General features: G+C 66.1%; 19 protein-coding genes and 1 tRNA gene. 11 read left to right on the forward strand and 9 right to left on the reverse strand.

The window, feature by feature from the left end; all coding sequences use genetic code 11:
* Nucleotides 1–160 precede the first annotated feature (160 nt).
* Complete coding sequence (locus ACVOMM_RS09290; RefSeq protein WP_065174771.1) at nt 161–673, forward strand: GNAT family N-acetyltransferase; 513 nt, start codon at nt 161–163, stop codon at nt 671–673.
* A gap of 33 nt (nt 674–706) precedes the next feature.
* On the opposite strand, the gene ACVOMM_RS09295 is transcribed toward ACVOMM_RS09290, so the two are convergent.
* Nucleotides 707–1,024 carry a TFIIB-type zinc ribbon-containing protein gene (locus ACVOMM_RS09295; RefSeq protein ID WP_053520162.1) on the reverse strand — a complete coding sequence of 106 codons (318 nt, stop codon included), beginning with the start codon at nt 1,022–1,024 and terminating at the stop codon, nt 707–709.
* A gap of 150 nt (nt 1,025–1,174) precedes the next feature.
* Between ACVOMM_RS09295 and ACVOMM_RS09300 the strand changes: the two genes are divergently transcribed.
* Both ACVOMM_RS09300 and ACVOMM_RS09305 read left to right on the forward strand, forming a co-directional pair.
* On the forward strand, nt 1,175–1,936 hold the full coding sequence (locus ACVOMM_RS09300) for a CPBP family glutamic-type intramembrane protease (RefSeq protein WP_481526148.1): 762 nt from the start codon (nt 1,175–1,177) through the stop codon (nt 1,934–1,936).
* A 92-nt stretch (nt 1,937–2,028) separates the two neighbouring features.
* Nucleotides 2,029–2,451 carry a response regulator gene (locus tag ACVOMM_RS09305; RefSeq protein ID WP_074899596.1) on the forward strand — a complete coding sequence of 141 codons (423 nt, stop codon included), beginning with the start codon at nt 2,029–2,031 and terminating at the stop codon, nt 2,449–2,451.
* 37 nt (nt 2,452–2,488) lie between these two features.
* On the opposite strand, the gene ACVOMM_RS09310 is transcribed toward ACVOMM_RS09305, so the two are convergent.
* Together ACVOMM_RS09310 and ACVOMM_RS09315 are read right to left on the reverse strand one after the other, a co-directional pair.
* Nucleotides 2,489–3,427: an alpha/beta hydrolase gene (locus ACVOMM_RS09310; protein ID WP_481526149.1), complete on the reverse strand. Its 939-nt coding sequence runs from the start codon at nt 3,425–3,427 to the stop codon at nt 2,489–2,491.
* Between the two features lie 68 nt (nt 3,428–3,495).
* Nucleotides 3,496–4,344, reverse strand: coding sequence for an alpha/beta hydrolase (locus ACVOMM_RS09315; RefSeq protein ID WP_481526150.1), 849 nt, complete (start codon nt 4,342–4,344; stop codon nt 3,496–3,498).
* Nucleotides 4,345–5,058: 714 nt separating this feature from the next.
* On the opposite strand from ACVOMM_RS09315, the gene ACVOMM_RS09320 reads away from it, so the two are divergent.
* The 4 genes from ACVOMM_RS09320 to ACVOMM_RS09335 all read left to right on the forward strand — a co-directional run bounded on the left by ACVOMM_RS09320 (nt 5,059) and on the right by ACVOMM_RS09335 (nt 6,902).
* On the forward strand, nt 5,059–5,415 hold the full coding sequence (locus ACVOMM_RS09320; protein WP_180875526.1) for a hypothetical protein: 357 nt from the start codon (nt 5,059–5,061) through the stop codon (nt 5,413–5,415).
* 143 nt (nt 5,416–5,558) lie between these two features.
* Complete coding sequence (locus ACVOMM_RS09325; protein ID WP_481526151.1) at nt 5,559–5,819, forward strand: hypothetical protein; 261 nt, start codon at nt 5,559–5,561, stop codon at nt 5,817–5,819.
* A 57-nt stretch (nt 5,820–5,876) separates the two neighbouring features.
* On the forward strand, nt 5,877–6,314 hold the full coding sequence (locus ACVOMM_RS09330; protein ID WP_180875525.1) for a hypothetical protein: 438 nt from the start codon (nt 5,877–5,879) through the stop codon (nt 6,312–6,314).
* A gap of 363 nt (nt 6,315–6,677) precedes the next feature.
* Nucleotides 6,678–6,902 carry a hypothetical protein gene (locus ACVOMM_RS09335; protein WP_128990225.1) on the forward strand — a complete coding sequence of 75 codons (225 nt, stop codon included), beginning with the start codon at nt 6,678–6,680 and terminating at the stop codon, nt 6,900–6,902.
* Nucleotides 6,903–7,080: 178 nt separating this feature from the next.
* Here the strand turns inward: ACVOMM_RS09335 and ACVOMM_RS09340 are convergent.
* Nucleotides 7,081–7,156 (reverse strand) — tRNA-Lys (locus ACVOMM_RS09340).
* Nucleotides 7,157–7,331: 175 nt separating this feature from the next.
* On the opposite strand from ACVOMM_RS09340, the gene ACVOMM_RS09345 reads away from it, so the two are divergent.
* On the forward strand, nt 7,332–8,288 hold the full coding sequence (locus ACVOMM_RS09345) for a DUF2268 domain-containing putative Zn-dependent protease (RefSeq protein WP_180875524.1): 957 nt from the start codon (nt 7,332–7,334) through the stop codon (nt 8,286–8,288).
* 318 nt (nt 8,289–8,606) lie between these two features.
* Here the strand turns inward: ACVOMM_RS09345 and queC are convergent, their stop codons facing one another.
* The 4 genes from queC to ACVOMM_RS09365 all read right to left on the reverse strand — a co-directional run bounded on the left by queC (nt 8,607) and on the right by ACVOMM_RS09365 (nt 11,254).
* Complete coding sequence (gene queC / locus ACVOMM_RS09350; protein WP_180875523.1) at nt 8,607–9,272, reverse strand: 7-cyano-7-deazaguanine synthase QueC; 666 nt, start codon at nt 9,270–9,272, stop codon at nt 8,607–8,609.
* A 76-nt stretch (nt 9,273–9,348) separates the two neighbouring features.
* Entirely contained in the window at nt 9,349–10,050 is a 702-nt protein-coding gene (gene queE, locus ACVOMM_RS09355) for a 7-carboxy-7-deazaguanine synthase QueE (RefSeq protein ID WP_053520244.1), read from the reverse strand.
* 229 nt (nt 10,051–10,279) lie between these two features.
* A complete protein-coding gene (gene ybgF / locus ACVOMM_RS09360) occupies nt 10,280–11,077 on the reverse strand; it encodes a tol-pal system protein YbgF (RefSeq protein WP_481526167.1) in 798 nt (265 codons plus the stop codon).
* A 15-nt stretch (nt 11,078–11,092) separates the two neighbouring features.
* Entirely contained in the window at nt 11,093–11,254 is a 162-nt protein-coding gene (locus ACVOMM_RS09365) for a hypothetical protein (protein WP_481526152.1), read from the reverse strand.
* A 209-nt stretch (nt 11,255–11,463) separates the two neighbouring features.
* Here ACVOMM_RS09365 and ACVOMM_RS09370 point away from each other — a divergent pair, with 209 nt between their 5' ends.
* Genes ACVOMM_RS09370 through cfa form a run of 3 tightly spaced genes read left to right on the forward strand, consistent with a single transcriptional unit; the run spans nt 11,464 to nt 13,822 of the window.
* A complete protein-coding gene (locus ACVOMM_RS09370) occupies nt 11,464–11,766 on the forward strand; it encodes a GNAT family N-acetyltransferase (RefSeq protein ID WP_053516908.1) in 303 nt (100 codons plus the stop codon).
* A gap of 36 nt (nt 11,767–11,802) precedes the next feature.
* Nucleotides 11,803–12,687 (forward strand): DUF3298 and DUF4163 domain-containing protein, encoded by an 885-nt coding sequence (locus ACVOMM_RS09375; protein ID WP_053516935.1) that lies wholly within the window; start codon nt 11,803–11,805, stop codon nt 12,685–12,687.
* 19 nt (nt 12,688–12,706) lie between these two features.
* A complete protein-coding gene (gene cfa / locus ACVOMM_RS09380; protein ID WP_065175474.1) occupies nt 12,707–13,822 on the forward strand; it encodes a cyclopropane fatty acyl phospholipid synthase in 1,116 nt (371 codons plus the stop codon).
* Between the two features lie 111 nt (nt 13,823–13,933).
* On the opposite strand, the gene ACVOMM_RS09385 is transcribed toward cfa, so the two are convergent.
* A complete protein-coding gene (locus tag ACVOMM_RS09385; RefSeq protein ID WP_053516910.1) occupies nt 13,934–16,102 on the reverse strand; it encodes a M3 family metallopeptidase in 2,169 nt (722 codons plus the stop codon).
* Nucleotides 16,103–16,133 lie beyond the last annotated feature (31 nt).

Genomic DNA, 16,133 nt, shown 5'->3' on the forward strand with positions numbered 1-16,133 from the left:
TTCGGCCCAACCCCCCTACTAGCCCGCCCCCCCCGCGCGCCCCCCGGGGGGGGTCGGGGGGGGGCGCTGGGGTTTCTCGCCGCCAAATGGCGGCCCCCCGCCGCCCCGGGTCCCCCCGGGGCCCGGCTACACTGCGGCACGTTCTTTCGCAGCTTGCATCATGGCCTTGCAGATCCGCCGCGCCACCTTCGCCGACGCTGAAGCGCTCTCAGCGATCGCCATCGCCACGTACACCGAAACCTGGGGCGACTCCTATCCGCCGCAGGATCTGCATGCGTTCCTGCACGCGCACTACAGCACGCAGCCGCAGCGCATCGAGCTGTCCGATCCACGCAGCGCGGTCTGGCTGCTGCTCGATGGCGATACGGTGGTTGGCTATCTGGCCGCAGGAGCCAACACCCTGCCGCATGTCGACGCCCGCGACGGCGACATCGAACTCAAGCGCCTGTATGTGCTGGCGGCGTACCAGAACGGCGGCCACGGGGCGCGCCTGATGGAGGCGTTCCTGCATTGGCTGGATACGCCGCAGCGCCGCACCCTGTGGGTCGGCGTCTGGGAGGAGAACCTCGGCGCACAGCGCTTCTACGCGCGCTACGGTTGCAGCAAGGCCGGCGAATACGACTTCATCGTCGGCGACAGCCGCGATCGCGAGTTCATCCTGCGCCGGGCCTGACGCCCCCGGGATCGCCGCTGCCCCGTGGGCCTGTCAGAAATCGAACAGGTCGGACAGGAAGCTTTCCTTCTTCTTTTTCTTGTAGCCGTAACCGTGCTGGCCACGGTTTTCGTCGTGACGCTGGCCAAGGTGGCGGGTATCGCGGTGCATCACCGGCGGTGGCACTGCCGCCGGTTGTGCCTGTGCTGGCGGCGGTGGCGGCACCGCCGCACCGGCATTGGCGCGCTCGATGATCTTGTCCAGTTCGCCACGATCCAGCCACACGCCGCGGCAATTCGGGCAGTAGTCGATCTCGATGCCGTGGCGCTCGGCCATCTGCAGGGTCTGGGTCTTGCACACGGGGCACAGCATCGGCATCGCTCCTGTCAGGTCTGATCTGGACTCTACCTGCTCTGCGATGACTGTCCGGCAACGCATGACCGATGGCAGGGGGACTTCCGGCGCGTGCCCTGCATCGCGCCGCATCGCACACTGCGGTCTGGTCCCGCATGGAATGCGCTGATGAGTGTCCTGTCCCACCTGCCGACTGCCGCCCGGATCCTGCTGGTCCTGCTGGGAACGGGCCTGGGGCTGAACGTACGTGACATCGCGGCGGCGCTGGGGCGGCCCATCCCCGGCCTGCCGATCCCCTATGGCGGCAGCCTGCTCGACAACGCCCTGGCGGTGCTGGTGGCCGTGCTGCTGGCCCTGCTGCTGCGTCCGCGCCACATGGGGTTGGCCGAAAGCCTCGGCCTGCGCGGCAACGGGATGCGCGGACCACTATGGGTGCTGCTGGCCAGCCTGCCCTGCTGGGTGGGTCTGGCCGTGCTCGGCCGACCCAACACGGCGCTGACCGCCCTCGATGCGACGATGCTGGCCGTTCTGTTTCCGCTGGCCGAAGAGATTCTGTTCCGCGGCCTGGGCTTCATTCTGCTGGTGAAGATCGTGCGCGGCCCGTGGCCCTTGCTCGCACTGCCGCAGGCCCTGTTGTTCGGCATGGTGCACTGGCTTGGATTCGGCGGTTTCGATGGCGGTGGGGTGGCGCTGTTCGTCGGCGCAGTGATCGCCTTGGGCGGCTTCGTCTTCGCCTGGCTGGACCGCCTGGATGGCAACACCCTGTGGTGCGGCCTGGCGCTGCACGTGTCGATGAACCTGGCCTGGAACGTGTTCAGCCTGGACGACGCCGTGGCGCTCGGTTGGCAGGCCACCAGCCTGCGCATCGGCACGGCTCTGCTGGCGGTCGCGGTCCTGGCCTGGGGCCTGCGCCGGCGCCGCCGCCTGTAACACCCACGTGGCTTGCCGTGCACGCCGGGATCACTACCGGATTGCGCATACTTGCGCGCCTTTTCACCGTCGCTGTCCGGAGTTGTCGCGTCATGTTGCTGTCCAAGCGCCACGTTGAACCGCGCGTCCTGCTGATCGAGGACGCGGAGGAGACCCGCGAACTGAGCCGCATGGCGCTGGAAAGCCAGGCCTGCCACGTGGTGGGGGTGAGCTCTGCCGAAGCGGCACTGGGCCTGCTGGCCGCCGGCGAGCGGTTCGACCTGCTGTTCACCGATGTCAATCTGGGCCTGATCAGCGGCATTGAAGCCGCCAACCGGGTCCGTGGCCTGCATCCCCAGCTGCCGATCCTGGTGACATCGGGCATGGACCAGCACGCCGTCCTGCCGCAGCTGCGCGACGGCATCCATTTCCTGCCCAAGCCGTACAACATGAGCGAGCTGCTCGATGCCATCCGCCTGTGCTTCCGCCACGCGGATGTGGGCGTATTGACCGGGCCGGATGCACAGGCGGCGTGAAGCATCCATCCACGCCCTGCGTGGATGACCTCCGCCGTCAACCGCTGCTGTACGGCCCGGTGCCCGGGAATACCCTCAGCAGCGCGCGCGTGATGACGTCCGGGTAGACCGTGAAGTGGTCCTCGTCATCGATCACCATGTTCTCCACCTTCAACGAACGTCCGCTGCTGCGCAGCTGCTCGGCGAACTCGGCGTTGTCGCGCAGCATGTCGTTGCGGGTGAAGTAACGCGGCTCGGGCTTGACCGTTTCAAAGCTGCCTACCGACAGCACCACCGTGGTCGGCTGCGTCGGCGCCTTGGCCTCCGCCTGCATGCGCGGCACGCGATGATCATCGAACCACAGCGACGGACTGGACAGGATGTAGCTACGGAACATGTCCGGGCGCGTGGTCAGCACATAGGCACCGAACAGGCCACCATAGGAATGGCCTGCATAGGCGCGCCGCGCCGGATCGGTGCGGTAGCGCGCATCGATCATCGGCAGCACCTGCTCGGCAAGAAAGTCGCGATAGTGCGCGGCACCGCCGTAGCTGACCTTATCACTGTATTCCCGCGGATTGGTACGTACCGGGTCGCTGGGCGTGTAGTCGCGCGAGCGGCTCTGCCTGGAGGTCAGCCCCTCCTGCGGCGGCAGCCCGACCAGGATGAAGTTTTCGATGTTGACGCCCTGCTGCCCCACCATGTGTCGCACGCTGCGCACCAGCGGGAAGCTGTACAGCGCGTCGGTCACGTACAGCACCGGATAGCGCTTTTCCGGATGTGCGGCGTAGTCGGCCGGCAACGCCACCCACACCGGGTAATCGCGGCCGACCGGATCGTGCACGCGCAGCGCCTCGGTATCCGGCAGCACCACACCCGGCGCGACGGTAGACGCGCTTTGCTTTGCCTCACTCTGCGCCGCCGGTGGCGCCACCGACATCGCACAGCCACTTACGGCCAGACAGGCCGCCACACTCCATCCACGCACACGCTTCATCATACACACTCCCGTTACGGGCGCCGCTGCCGCATTCTTGCATGCGGTGCACGCCGGTGCCAGTGCGGTCAGGGCGAAGCTGGCGGCGCGGGGAACAGCGTGCGCAGCGCCTGCAATGCGGCCGGGTGATAGATCGTGGCGTGGGTTTCCTCTGGCAGCGGCAGGTACTTCACCAGCGGCGACGGCGACGCCTGTTGCAGCAACGTAGCCAGCTGCGCCGCGGAACTGGCCAGTTCCGGTTGCCCACTGCTGGCCAGGAATACGCGTGGCTTTGCCTGCGTCACCGCCGGCAGCTGCGTGGCTGCGCCGGCCAGCAAGGTGCCACGGTTCCACCACAGGCTGGGATCGAGCGCGATGTAGCTGTTGAACAGGGTCGGTTCCTGCAGCAGTGTTTCAACCACAAACAGGCCGGCCAACGATTCGCCGATCAACGCACGCTCGTCGGTGGTCGGGTAGCGCTGGCGCACCTGCGGCATCAGTTCATCGCGCAGGAAGGCGCGGTAGGCCGCCGAACCGCCGATGCGCGGCGCGATCTTCTGGTCCTGCGGGTCCTTGCTGGGGCCGGTCATGTCGCGGCGGCGCTCGGTGTTCTCGATGCCGACCAGCAGGAACGGGCGCATGCTGCCGTTACCGGTCAGCACCTGCACCAGCCCCGCCACATGCAGGAAGTCCTCGCCGATGCCGCCGTCGGGCATGTAGAGCACCGGCAGCGGTGCCTTCGGATCCAGGCCCCACGGCTGCGGGCGGTAGACATTGATGCGGCGGGTCTCGCCCAGCGCCTTCGATTGCACGGTGAAGGTCTCGCCGATGACGAGCGGCGCGGCCGGCGTTGTCTGCGCGGACGGCGCGGGTTCGGCGGCCATCAGTGGCGCGGGGGAGACGGCGGACAACAACAGCGACAGCACGATGGGGCGCATGGGGGAACCCGTCCTGGGAAAGAGGCCGAGCATAGCGCGAGGTCGCTGTAGATCCACGCCAAGCGTGGATGGATCACTGTAGAGCCGAGCCCACGCTCGGCTTGGCCCTGACGCGAACTGCAGCCGAGCATGGCTCGGCTCTACAACACCTCGCTCTGGCGCGGACGCCAACATCTCGGTCGTCGCAAATGCACCGATTTTCGAGGGTACGACTCGCAGGCCTTGCCACCGCTGCAGGCGAAAGTCACGCCCATTTTCCACGCGACACATCACGGCACGGTCGCCGCCACCCGCTGTTCTCGACAACTTCCAACGCGATAAACCGGGCGTAAGCATCAACACGTCGCGTGCTGTCGCTTGCCGCATCAGATGCACCTGCGCCACCATCGTCGCGCGCCTTGGTTCCACATTTCTCTTCGGAGAATCCTCATTGAAATCCAAGCGCGTGCGTAATCACCATGCAGCGCCACCGACAACAAGTGGCACCGGGCCTGCAAGCCCGTGATTACTTTCAAGCATGTTGTTTGCGCTCCCCCGTCGGCATCATCACTGGATGGTGCCGGCGGGTGATCCATCGGCCTTCATGGCGGGCGGTGCGTGGGGGTCTCTGGACCCGCCGGTCAATTGCTTGATGTCATCCCGGCTTGCAGCCACGCATCGCCCGCCACCCGCTCTGCGCGGTGGCACGTCCACGCAAGAGCCGAGGAAGCCGAGATGACCGAACGTCCGCACTATGCTTCACACGCCGCCAGCATCGATGATGACGACGACAACCCATCGCCCGAACTGAGCACCTTCCTGGGCTGCCTGAAACGCATCCGCGCGGGTGAAGGTGCCGATGGTCTGCCCTGGCCTGAGGCCGACGTTTCCCCGGGGCGTGGGGTTGCCCTGTCGCGGGTGGAGCGGGCGGCCATCGGCATGCTCACCGTGGCGGAAATGCTGCACGCCGCCGACCGCTGCCGGGAAATGGCCACGCCGGACCGGCATCTGGACGCCGGGGTAGTGGAAGGGCTGTTCTTCGCCTGCCGCAGTTTGGCCGAGCTGGTGTGCCGGGATGTGCGGGCCGAGTAGCCCGCTGCCGCAAAGCGGTCCATACTCGGGCCGGACCGGTCCATCGTCATGTTCAAACCTACAAGGAGGTACGCATGTTGAATGCAATGATCGTCGTCGCACTGGCCGCAGGCCCAACCGCATCCGCTCCGTATGGCGACTGCTTGCTCGCTAACCTCCAGCCCGGGCTGTCCGACCGTGCGGTGCAACTGGTGCAGCAGGCCTGCGCCGCGAAGCATCCCGACAGCTTCGCTGCATCAGTGGAACTGGAGCGCAGATACAGCATCCAACGGCAGGCGCAGTTCAGTGCTGATCGTGCCGCAGCGGAGCAGGCCGCGAACGCCGCCGCCCGCGCTGCGAATGTGGCTGCCACCGTGGCGGCGGAACGCGAGGCAGCAGAGGCCAAGGCTGCGACGGCGAAGTAGCCTCCACAGGACGCGCAGAACGCGTCCGCTGATTGTTGTCCAAGGAATGGAACTCCCATGCAGACGAAGTCGCTTGCTTTCGGCATCGCGCTGTTGACGAGTGTGTCTGTCGGCCCGGCACTGGCCGGTGCACAAGCCGCCCCCGTAAAGGCGCGCACCACCGTGGAATCGCGGACGACCTGGCCGGCAGGCTCCGTCGAGGCCGCGTCCATTCTGGCGTGGGTCAAGGCACGGTCTCCCGGCCATGCGCCCATCACCTCTGGGGGAGAGATTTCTATTGTCCGCAGGCAGATTGAGCCGCAGCCGCTGACTCGAACATCCAGCGGCTCAACTGTGGAGCTGCCCGCCTCAGGGCGGCAGGGCGAGGCGATCACGATCACGAATCGCCAGGCAGATGGCTCCATCGAAACCTGGGCCCATACAGGGATCGACAGCGGGTGGATGCTGGTTGAGTATCACTTCAAGCGCGGCTTCAGCCCCGAGAGCATCAAGTAATCGAGCTACGCTCCTGGGCTGCTGCTGGACCAAACGCGCCTCGCGCAAGCCGGCACCGCTTTTCAACTTGGCTCTGGCGCAACCGGCCTCTGGCAGCGGCGGCAATCTGGACGGAACGGCCCACGCGTCTGGCCGGCCACTGGCCGTGATCTGGGAGCAATGAAACTGGGTACTGGTCTGGCCGCAGCTGGCGTTGGGCCGGCGTAATGGTTGTTGCCACCATCACCTGCGTTCTGTGGACACGCGCGAGGCGAGTTCGGGAAACCACAATGTAGGAATTTCCCTATAGCACGGAAATCGGAGAGCTGAAAGACTCTGAACCGCTCGTAGATGTCGAGCTAGCCAAGACCTAGAGGAGTGATTATGAAGACCCATAACATCCTGTTCGGTTTCATTGCTGTCACGATCGGTGCGATGTCTACAATTGGTGTGGTGCCTGAAGCGAAGGCCGCCGGCTTTCAAACAACCTGCAGCCCTCTCGGGGGTGGCTGGTACCAATGTACGGAAAAGTACTGCAACAACGATGGCTGCGTGGTTGTGAATACTTGGAGCCAGTTCTTCCAAGGCGATCAAGTGATCTTCGAGTAACGTTCCCCACATGAACATCGGCGCAAAGGCTCAGGTCTTTGCGCCTTACCCCAATTGGCAATTGCGATCGCTCGATTTGAAAGCAGAGATAGTCGATCAGGCGGCCGCAGCCAAGCACCGCGCGGAGCGGTGGATATTTTGCGGAGCGCGGGGGAAGGGCTGAAACCCTTGGTGCACATGGTGGGCCGTGTAGGATTCGAACCTACGACCAAAAGATTAAAAGTCTTCTGCTCTACCGACTGAGCTAACGGCCCGGTGCACTGCCCCAGCCGCGTGGCGGGGGTGGGCATTCTACCCTACTTTGCCACGCGACGCGAAACCCCATGCCCGCAGTCCGGCCAATCAAGCGCCCGGGCAGCCGGCTTGAACCGGCTTAAACCTTCCGCCCACACCGCGCATCCCATCCCTGATCCCCACTGGAGAGCCAGGATGCGCCGCTGCCTGCCCCTGATCGCCGCACTGCTGTTGCCCGGCGCCGCGCTGGCAGCGGCGTCCCCGGTGCGTAGCGGCGACATCGCCCGCTTCTGGGCCACCTACGATGCGGTGCGCGCCGAACCCGATGCCGAGCGCCGGGTGGCGCTCGTGCAGCAGCACTACGTCGACCCGGGCAGTCCCGGCCTGCATGCGCTGATGCAGGTCCGCAATTACACCGCGCGCGAGTATGCCGATGCCATGCGCGCGTGGCCGCGGTTCTGGAACTCGGTAAGGCCACTGACAACCAACGCCCGCAGTGCCAGCGCGACGCTGGAACAGGATCTCATGGCCTTCCGCACGCTCTACCCCTCCCTGCGCCCGGCCACGATCACCTATGCGGTGGGCGTGCTGCGTACCGGCGGCACCACGCTGGGCGACCAGGTGCTGATCGGTGCGGAGATGGCACTGGGCGACGAGCGCGTGGATGTCAGCGAACTGCCGGAGCCGATGCGCAGCCGCCTGCGCATCTTCTATGACAGCCGCCCCGGCGCGAACAACGCGCAGAACAACCTGCATGAGTATGTGCACACCCAGCAACGCGAGACCACCGGCAATCTGGCGCAGTACGCGGTACGCGAGGGTGTGGCCGAGTACATCGCCGAGCGCATCAGCGGCAGGCGCCCTGCCCTGCCGCTCTATGACTACGGCCCGCTGCACGAGGCGGAGATACGTACCCGGTTCATCGCCGAGATGGACGGCGATGACCTGGACAACTGGCTGTACAACAGTGCCCGCAATCCGTTCGGCGTGAGCGACGTGGGCTACTACGCCGGTTATCGCATCGCGCAGGAGTACATGCGCAGGCAGGCCGATGAGAAGGCGGGGATCGCGCGGATGATCGAGCTGGACTACGCCGATCCCAAGGCGGTGCGGGCCTTCATCGAAGCTTCGGGTTGGTTGCAGCAGCGGTAGCGCCGGGCCATGCACGGCGCACAGTGCCAACCAAGGTTGGCACCCACCAGCGTCAGGCCTGCCCGGCGCACAGTGCCAACCAAGGTTGGCACCCACCAGAGTCAGGCCTGCCCGGCGCACAGTGCCAACCAAGGTTGGCACCCACCAGTGTCAGACCTGCCCGGCGCACAGTGCCAACCAAGGTTGGCACCCACCAGAGTCAGGCCATGCCCGGCGCTCAGTGCCAACCAAGGTTGGCACCCACCAGCGTCAGGCCTGCCCGGCGCTCAGTGCCAACCAAGGTTGGCACCCACCATTGGGGCATCAGCCCCCATCACCTCAGGCGTACAGCGTCGGGTCGGCCACGCCGGCGTCGGCGAAGCCCTGTGCACGCAGGCGGCAGGCATCGCAGTGGCCGCACGCGGCACCGTTGGCATCGGCGTTGTAGCAGGACACGGTCAGGCCGAAGTCCACGCCCAGGCGCACGCCCTCGCTGACGATCTGGCCCTTGCTCAGGAACTGCAGCGGCGCGTGCACCTTGATGCCCGCGCCTTCCACGCCGGACTTCGTCGCCAGGTTGGCCAGGGTCTGGAAGGCGGCGATGAATTCGGGGCGGCAGTCCGGGTAGCCGGAGTAATCCACGGCATTGACGCCACAGAAGATGTCGTTGGCGCCCAGCACTTCGGCCCAGCCCAGGGCCAGCGACAGCATGATGGTGTTGCGTGCCGGCACGTAGGTGACCGGAATGCCGGCACCGCCGGCCTCGGGCACGTCGATGTCATCGGTCAGTGCCGAGCCGCCGATGCTGCGCAGGTCCACATCCACGATCTTGTGCGCGACCACGCCCTGGGCCTTGGCCACGCGTGCGGCGGCGTCCAGTTCGGAGGTGTGGCGCTGGCCATAGCGTACGCTCAGGGCATGCACGGCAAAGCCCTGTTCCTGGGCCATGGCGATGACGGCGGCTGAATCCATGCCGCCGGAGAGAAGCACGACTGCCTTCTTCATGGAAAATCTTCCGGTTGGGGGAGGAAAGCCAGCACGCTGTCCCGCGCCGGAGTTGCATCAGGAAACAAGGGTGGCCTCAGCGGCCCGGCTCATCGTTCCACAGAATCTTGTGCAGCTGCATCTGGAAGCGTACCGGAAGCCGGTCTTCAACAATCCAGTCGGCCAGCTGGCGCGCGGTGATCTCCCCCTTGCTGGGCGAGAAGAACACCGTGCAACGCTTCACCAGCTCGTGCTCGGCCAGCAGGGCCTTGGCCCAGTCGTAGTCCTCGCGGCTGCAGATGACGAACTTGATCTGGTCGCGTGCGGTCAGCAGCGGCAGGTTCTCCCAGCGGTTGCGCGCCACCTCGGCCGAACCCGGGGTCTTGATGTCGACCACGCGTGATACGCGCGGGTCCACCGCGCTGACGTCCAGCGCACCGGACGTTTCCAGCGAGACGTCCAGGCCGGCGTCACACAGCTTCTGCAGCAGCACCAGGCAGCGCTTCTGCGCCAGCGGCTCGCCGCCGGTCACGCAGACGTGACGCACGCCCTGGGCCAGCACTTCGGCCACGATGTCGTCGATATCCCACCAGGTGCCGCCGTGGAAGGCGTACGCGGTGTCGCAGTACTGGCAGCGCAGCGGGCAGCCGGTCAGGCGCACGAACACGGTCGGCCAGCCGGCGGTATCGGCTTCGCCCTGCAGCGACGTGAAGATCTCGGTGATCTTCAGGCGCGGCAGGGGCGACTGCACGATGTCGCTGGGGGTGGCGACGGCGTTGGACGGGGTAACGGCGGTCATGGCGGGAACTTCTTTGTGGGACACGTGGCGGGTGGGCTACCGTGGCCGGTAACGAAAGCAGCAGAGCATGGCTCGGCTCTACAACAGCAACCGGACGGGCATGGCCCAGCCGGTGATGCGAGCCGCCGGGCATGGCCCGGCGCTACCGGATCCGGGCGGGTTGGCCGATCCGGAAACGAAAGCAGCCGAGCATGAGCTCGGCGCTACGGGACACGTATTGTACGCCCGGTCAGCGGATCTGCTGGCCCAGGCGGATCGACTGCAGGCGGTCCTGCGCGGTGCGCGCGGCGTCCGAGCCGGGGTACTGCGCCACGACGGTCTCCAGCGTCTGCTGGGCCTGATCGACCTTGCCCTCGCCATACTGCGAGAGGCCGACCTTGAGCAGGCCGCCCGCGGCCTTGTCATGGGTCGGATAGCGTGAGAGCAGCTCGCGGAACTGGGTCTCGGCCATCGGGAAATTGCGGGTGGCGTAGTAGCTCTCGCCCAGCCAGTACAGTGCATTCGGCGCGTACACGCCGTTCGGATACAACTGCAGGAAGCTCAGGAACAGCTGCGCCGAATCATCGTACTTGCCGGCCTTGAGCGAATCGAAGGCGACGTTGTAGGCGGTGCGCTCATCACCCGTGGCGGCCAGACTGCCGGGATCGCCATGGATGGACGGCGGCCGCTCGGAAGTGGCCGCCGCTGCCGGTTTGGCCGGGGCCGGTGCGGCCTGCGGCGCGTTCGCCGGAACGGGGGGCAGGACCGGGGCATTGCCCCCTTCCAACCGGTTCAGGCGGCTGTCCAGGTCCAGGTACTGATCCTGGGCGGACTGCTTGAGCTGGGCGTTGTCGTGCTGCAACTGCTCGATCGAGGCCTGCAGGCTGGTCACCTGCTGCCGCAGCTGGTTGATCTGGTTCAACAGGTCCTGGTTGGCACTGTTGTTGTACATCTGCTGCTCGAGCGCGCCGACACGATCGGCCAGACTCTGTCGCTGTGCATGCGCCGGTGGGGGGGGCCCCCCGGCGGCCCCCCCCCCCCGGGGCAGGGCCCCCGCTCGTGGTCAGGCCCGGGTCTGCTGGCCGTAGGTGTCCAGCAGGCGGGCGAAGACTTCCTCGCCGATACGCTGGAAGGCCTGCTCGTCGGTCTGGCCTTCCACGGCGAGCTGGAGCAGGCCCTCCAGCAGGGCGCGGTCGGTATCGGAATGGGAATGGCTGGGGTGCATCGGGGGCCTCCACGGCAGTCGCACGGTCTACGGTCGCAAGGGCCGTGCCAGCGTGGCCGGACCCCTCCGCAGGCGATAGCGGCCGCGGGCGCTCCAGCTTTAGGGTCGCAAACTGACGTGGAGGGCCTGGACTTGCCCCTGTTCAGGCTTCACGCGATCATGGCGCCCGGCTGCGCACCATCCACGCAGTCGCCGCAGGAGACAGTCCCATGGCTTCGGTCACGCCCCCCGGTCTGGCCTACGAGGTCGATCACGACCAGGCCAACCATCGCTTCACTGCCCGTGTGCGTGGACAGGTGGCGGTGCTCGATTACCAGATCAAGCGCAGACGCATGGTCATCACCCACACCGAGGTGCCCGAGCCGATCGCCGGCCGGGGCATCGCCGGCGAGTTGACCCGCGTGGCGCTGCGGTTCGCGCGGGAGCAGAAGTACAAGGTCGTGCCGGCGTGTGCCTACGCCGAGGCATTCCTGCAGCGGCATGAGGAGTATCACGACCTTCTGGCGGGATGACGCCAGCGGGCTACGCTTAAGCCAGGGCGGGCGATGATGGATGAACATGAACAGGGGATCCCGATGAAGATTGGAAACAACCGGCTGCTGCGCGGAAGCGTGCTGGCCGGTGTGGCAGGCGTGCTGTTGCTGGCGGGCTGCCAGCGTGAAGCCGAAACCCCGGCACCGGTGGCCGACGCGGCGCCGGCCGCCGATGCCTCCGCCACGGGCGAGGCGCCCGCTGCGGAAGCACCGCTCGACCTGCGCGACGTGATCGAGAACAACGAACGCGAGGTGGTGGGCATCAGCTATCCGGCAGGCATCGACCGCTATCCGGGCCTGGCGCGTGCGCTCCAGGACTACGCCACCACGGCCCGCAGCGAGCTGCAGCAGGCGCTCGATGGGCTGGGCAACGACAAGCCGACCATGCCCTACGAACTCTCGCTGAGCTTCGAGAAGGTGCTGGAGACGCCGCAGCTGGTGGTGGTGAGTGCCGATGGCAGCCGTTACACCGGCGGCGCCCACGGCGAACCCCTGGTGGCACGTTTCGTCTGGCTGCCAGAGCAACAGCAGATGCTCAGCGCCGACAAGCTGGTGACCGACAGCAAGGGCTGGAAGGCGATCAGCGATTTCGTCGCGGACCAGCTGCGCGAGCGCGTGGCGACACGCCTCAGCGGCGAGGACATGGAGCCGGCCGAGCTGCAGGAGTCGCTGCGCAATGCATCGCGCATGATCGCCGATGGCACCGGCCCGCAGCCCGACAATTTCAGCCAGTTCCAGCCGCTGACCGACGACAAGGGGCAGATCACCGCGCTGCGCTTTGTTTTCCCGCCCTACCAGGTGGGTCCATACTCGGATGGAACGCAGACCGCCGATGTGCCGGCGGCGGTGCTGTTGCCGCACGTGGCCAAGGATTACGTGGAGCTGTTCGCACGCGGTTGAGCGCAGACGAGGAGGGGGCGTGGATACAGGGTTGCAGGAGCGGGTCAGCGGCCTGCTCCACGAAGCCGGGGTCCGCATTGGCGGCTCCCGGCCACAGGACATCCAGGTACATGATCCGAGGTTCTTCGCACGGGTCATGGCGCACGGTTCGCTCGGCCTGGGCGAGAGCTACATGGATGGTTGGTGGGACGCCAACGTCCTGGACGAATTCCTGGTCCACCTCATGCAGGCGCATCTGGACGAACGGGTGCACGGCTGGCGGGAAGTGGCCGACGCGCTGAAGGCGCGCCTGTTCAACCTGCAGGCCGGGCAGGGAAGCTACGAAGTCGGCCGTCGCCACTACGATCTGGGCAACGATCTGTACCAGGCGATGCTGGGCCGGCGCCTGGTGTACAGCTGTGGCTACTGGCGGCAGGCCGATGATCTGGACGCCGCACAGGAAGCCAAGCTGGACCTGGTCTGCCGCAAGCTGGGATTGCGCCCGGGCCAGCGGGTGCTGGATATCGGCTGCGGTTGGGGTGAGGCCCTGAAGTTCGCTGCCGAACGCTATGGAGTCAGCGGGGTCGGTGTAACGATCTCGCAGGAGCAGGCGGAATTCGCGCGCGAGCTGTGCGCCGGTCTGCCGATCGAGATCCGCCTGCAGGACTACCGCGCGCTGGACGAACCCTTCGATGCGATCTTCTCGATCGGCATGTTCGAGCACGTCGGTGACAAGAACTACCGCAGTTTCTTCGAGGTGGCGCGGCGCTGCCTGTCGCCACGTGGCCTGCTGCTGCTGCACAGCATCGGGACCAACGTGTCGCGGCATCGTACCGATCCGTGGATCGCGCGCTACATCTTTCCCAACTCGATGCTGCCCTCGGCGGCGCAGATCAGCAGGGCATTCGAGGGGCGGTTCGTGCTGGAGGACTGGCACAATTTCGGCACCGACTACGACCTGACACTGCAGGCGTGGCGGCGCAACGTGGAGGCGGCCTGGCCGCGGCTGGATGCGCGCTATGACGAGCATTTCCGGCGGATGTGGCGCTTCTATCTGGCCGGTTCGATGGCGACCTTCCGTTGCCGGCACGCGCAGTTGTGGCAGCTGGTGCTTTCGCCGGAAGGCGTGCCGGGAGGCTATGTGGCGCCGCGATGAAGCCAGAGCGGGGGCAGATCCCTTTCGCAGAAAAGGGCTCTGACCCCAATCACAACGAAAAAACCGCCCGGTCTCCCGGGCGGTTTTCGTTTCACGCTATCGCACCGGCGATCAGTTGCCGGTGCCGGTCAGGCCACGCTTCTCCAGCAGCGGTTCGATCTGCGGCTCGTGGCCGGCGAAATCGCGGAACAGCTGCATCGCGTCGACGCTGCCGCCACGCGACAGCAAGGTGGCGCGGAAGTGGTCGCCGTTCTTGCGGCTCAGGCCACCGTTCTCGCGGAACCACTTCTGGGTGTTGGCGTCCAGCACTTCCGACCAGATGTAGGCGTAGTAGCCGGCCGAGTAGCCGCCCATGATGTGGCTGAAGTACGGGGTCTTGTAACGCGGCGGAACCGGTGCGTAGTAGATGCCGTCCTTCTCCAGCGCGGCGCGCTCGAAGGCCATCACGTCCTTGGCGGCCGGCACCTGGTCCGGGCCGATCTGGTGCCAGCGCTGGTCCAGCATGGCCGCACCCAGGTACTCGGTGGTGGCAAAGCCCTGGTTGAACTTGGCCGCGGCGATCACCTTGTCCAGCAGTGCCTGCGGCATCGCCGTGCCGTTCTGGTAGTGCTTGGCGTAGTTCTTCAGGATGGCGCTGTCATCGGCCCACATCTCGTTGACCTGCGAGGGGAACTCGACGAAGTCACGCGGCACCGAGGTGCCCGAGAAGTACGGGTACTTCACGTTCGAGAACATGCCGTGCAGGGCGTGGCCGAATTCGTGGAAGGTGGTCGTCACCTCATCCCAGGTCAGCAGGGTCGGCTGGCCGGCCGGCGGCTTGGGGATGTTGAGGTGGTTGGCCACCACCGGCTTGAAGCCGGTCAGCTTCGACTGCGAGACATACGAGTTCATCCATGCGCCGCCGCGCTTGGAGGCACGGGCGTACGGGTCGAACAGGAAAATCGCCAGCTGGCTGCCGTCGGCGTCGAACACGTCGTAGACGGTGACATCATCGTGATAGACCGGCAGGTCGGTGCGCTGCTTGAAGGTCAGGCCGAATTCCTGGTTGGCGGCGAAGAACACGCCGTTCTCCAGCACGTTCTTCAGTTCGAAGTACGGCTTCAGCTGCGACTCGTCGAAGTTGTACTTGGCCTGGCGCACCTTCTCGCTGTAGAAGGCCCAGTCCCACGGCTCCAGCGCGAACGTCGGCTTGCCCGCGGCCTTCTGCTCCTGGTCGATCATTGCCTGCAGGTCGGCCGCTTCGCGCTTGGCGTTGGCCACTGCGGCCGGGGCCAGCTTGCCCAGCATTGCGTTGACCGCCTCAGGGGTCTTGGCGGTCTGGTTGGTCAGGTTGTACGCGGCGAAGTTGGCAAAACCCATCAGCTTGGCCTTGTCGGCACGCAGCTGCATGATGCGCGAGACGATGGCGGTGTTGTCGAACTCGCCGCCGCGGCTGCCACGGCTGACCGATGCTTCGTAGATCTTCTGGCGCAGGGCGCGGTTGGCCAGGTTGGTCAGGGGCGGCTGGCCGGTGGTGTTGAGCAGGGTGATCACATACTTGCCATCCAGGCCACGGGCCTTGGCGGCTTCGGCGGCGGCGGCGATCTGCTCCCTGGACAGACCATCCAGTTCCTTCACGTCATCAACGGTGATCGCCGAAGCGTTCACTTCCGACTGCACGTTCTGGCTGAAGCGGGTACCGAGGTTGGCCAGCTCGGCGTTCATTTCCTTCAGCTTCGCCTTGTCCGCGTCAGACAGCTTGGCGCCGGCGCGCACGTAGTTGTCATAGTACTTCTCGACCAGGCGCACGCCTTCGGCGTCCAGACCCAGCTGCGTGCGGGTGTCATACAGCGCCTGGATGCGCGCGAACAGCTTGCTGTTCAGGGCGATCGCATCGCTGTGCGCGGCGAACCTGGCCGAGTAGTCGGCCTGCAGCTTCTTGCGGGTGTCGTTGGTGTCCGCGCCGACCAGGGCGAAGAACACGGTGGTCGCGCGGTCAAGGATGTCACCGCTCTTTTCCAGGGCGATGATGGTGTTGTCGAAGGTCGGCTTGGCCTTGTTGTTGGCGATGGCCTCGATTTCCTTCAGCTGCTGCGCCATGCCGGCATCGAAGGCCGGAGCGAAGTCGCTGTCCTTGATCTTGTCGAACTGCGGATAGTGCAGTGCCAGCGGGCTTTCGGCGAAGAACGGGTTGGCCTGCTGTGCGGTGGTGCTGGCAGCCGGGGTGGCGGCGCCGGCGGAATAGGCGGGCAGGGCAAGGCCGAGGGTCATGGCCACGGCAAGGGCAAGGCGGGTGGTCAAGGCGGTACTCCGGTAAGGCAGACAAGTGCCC

Source organism: Stenotrophomonas sp. STEN009, assembly GCF_056760395.1.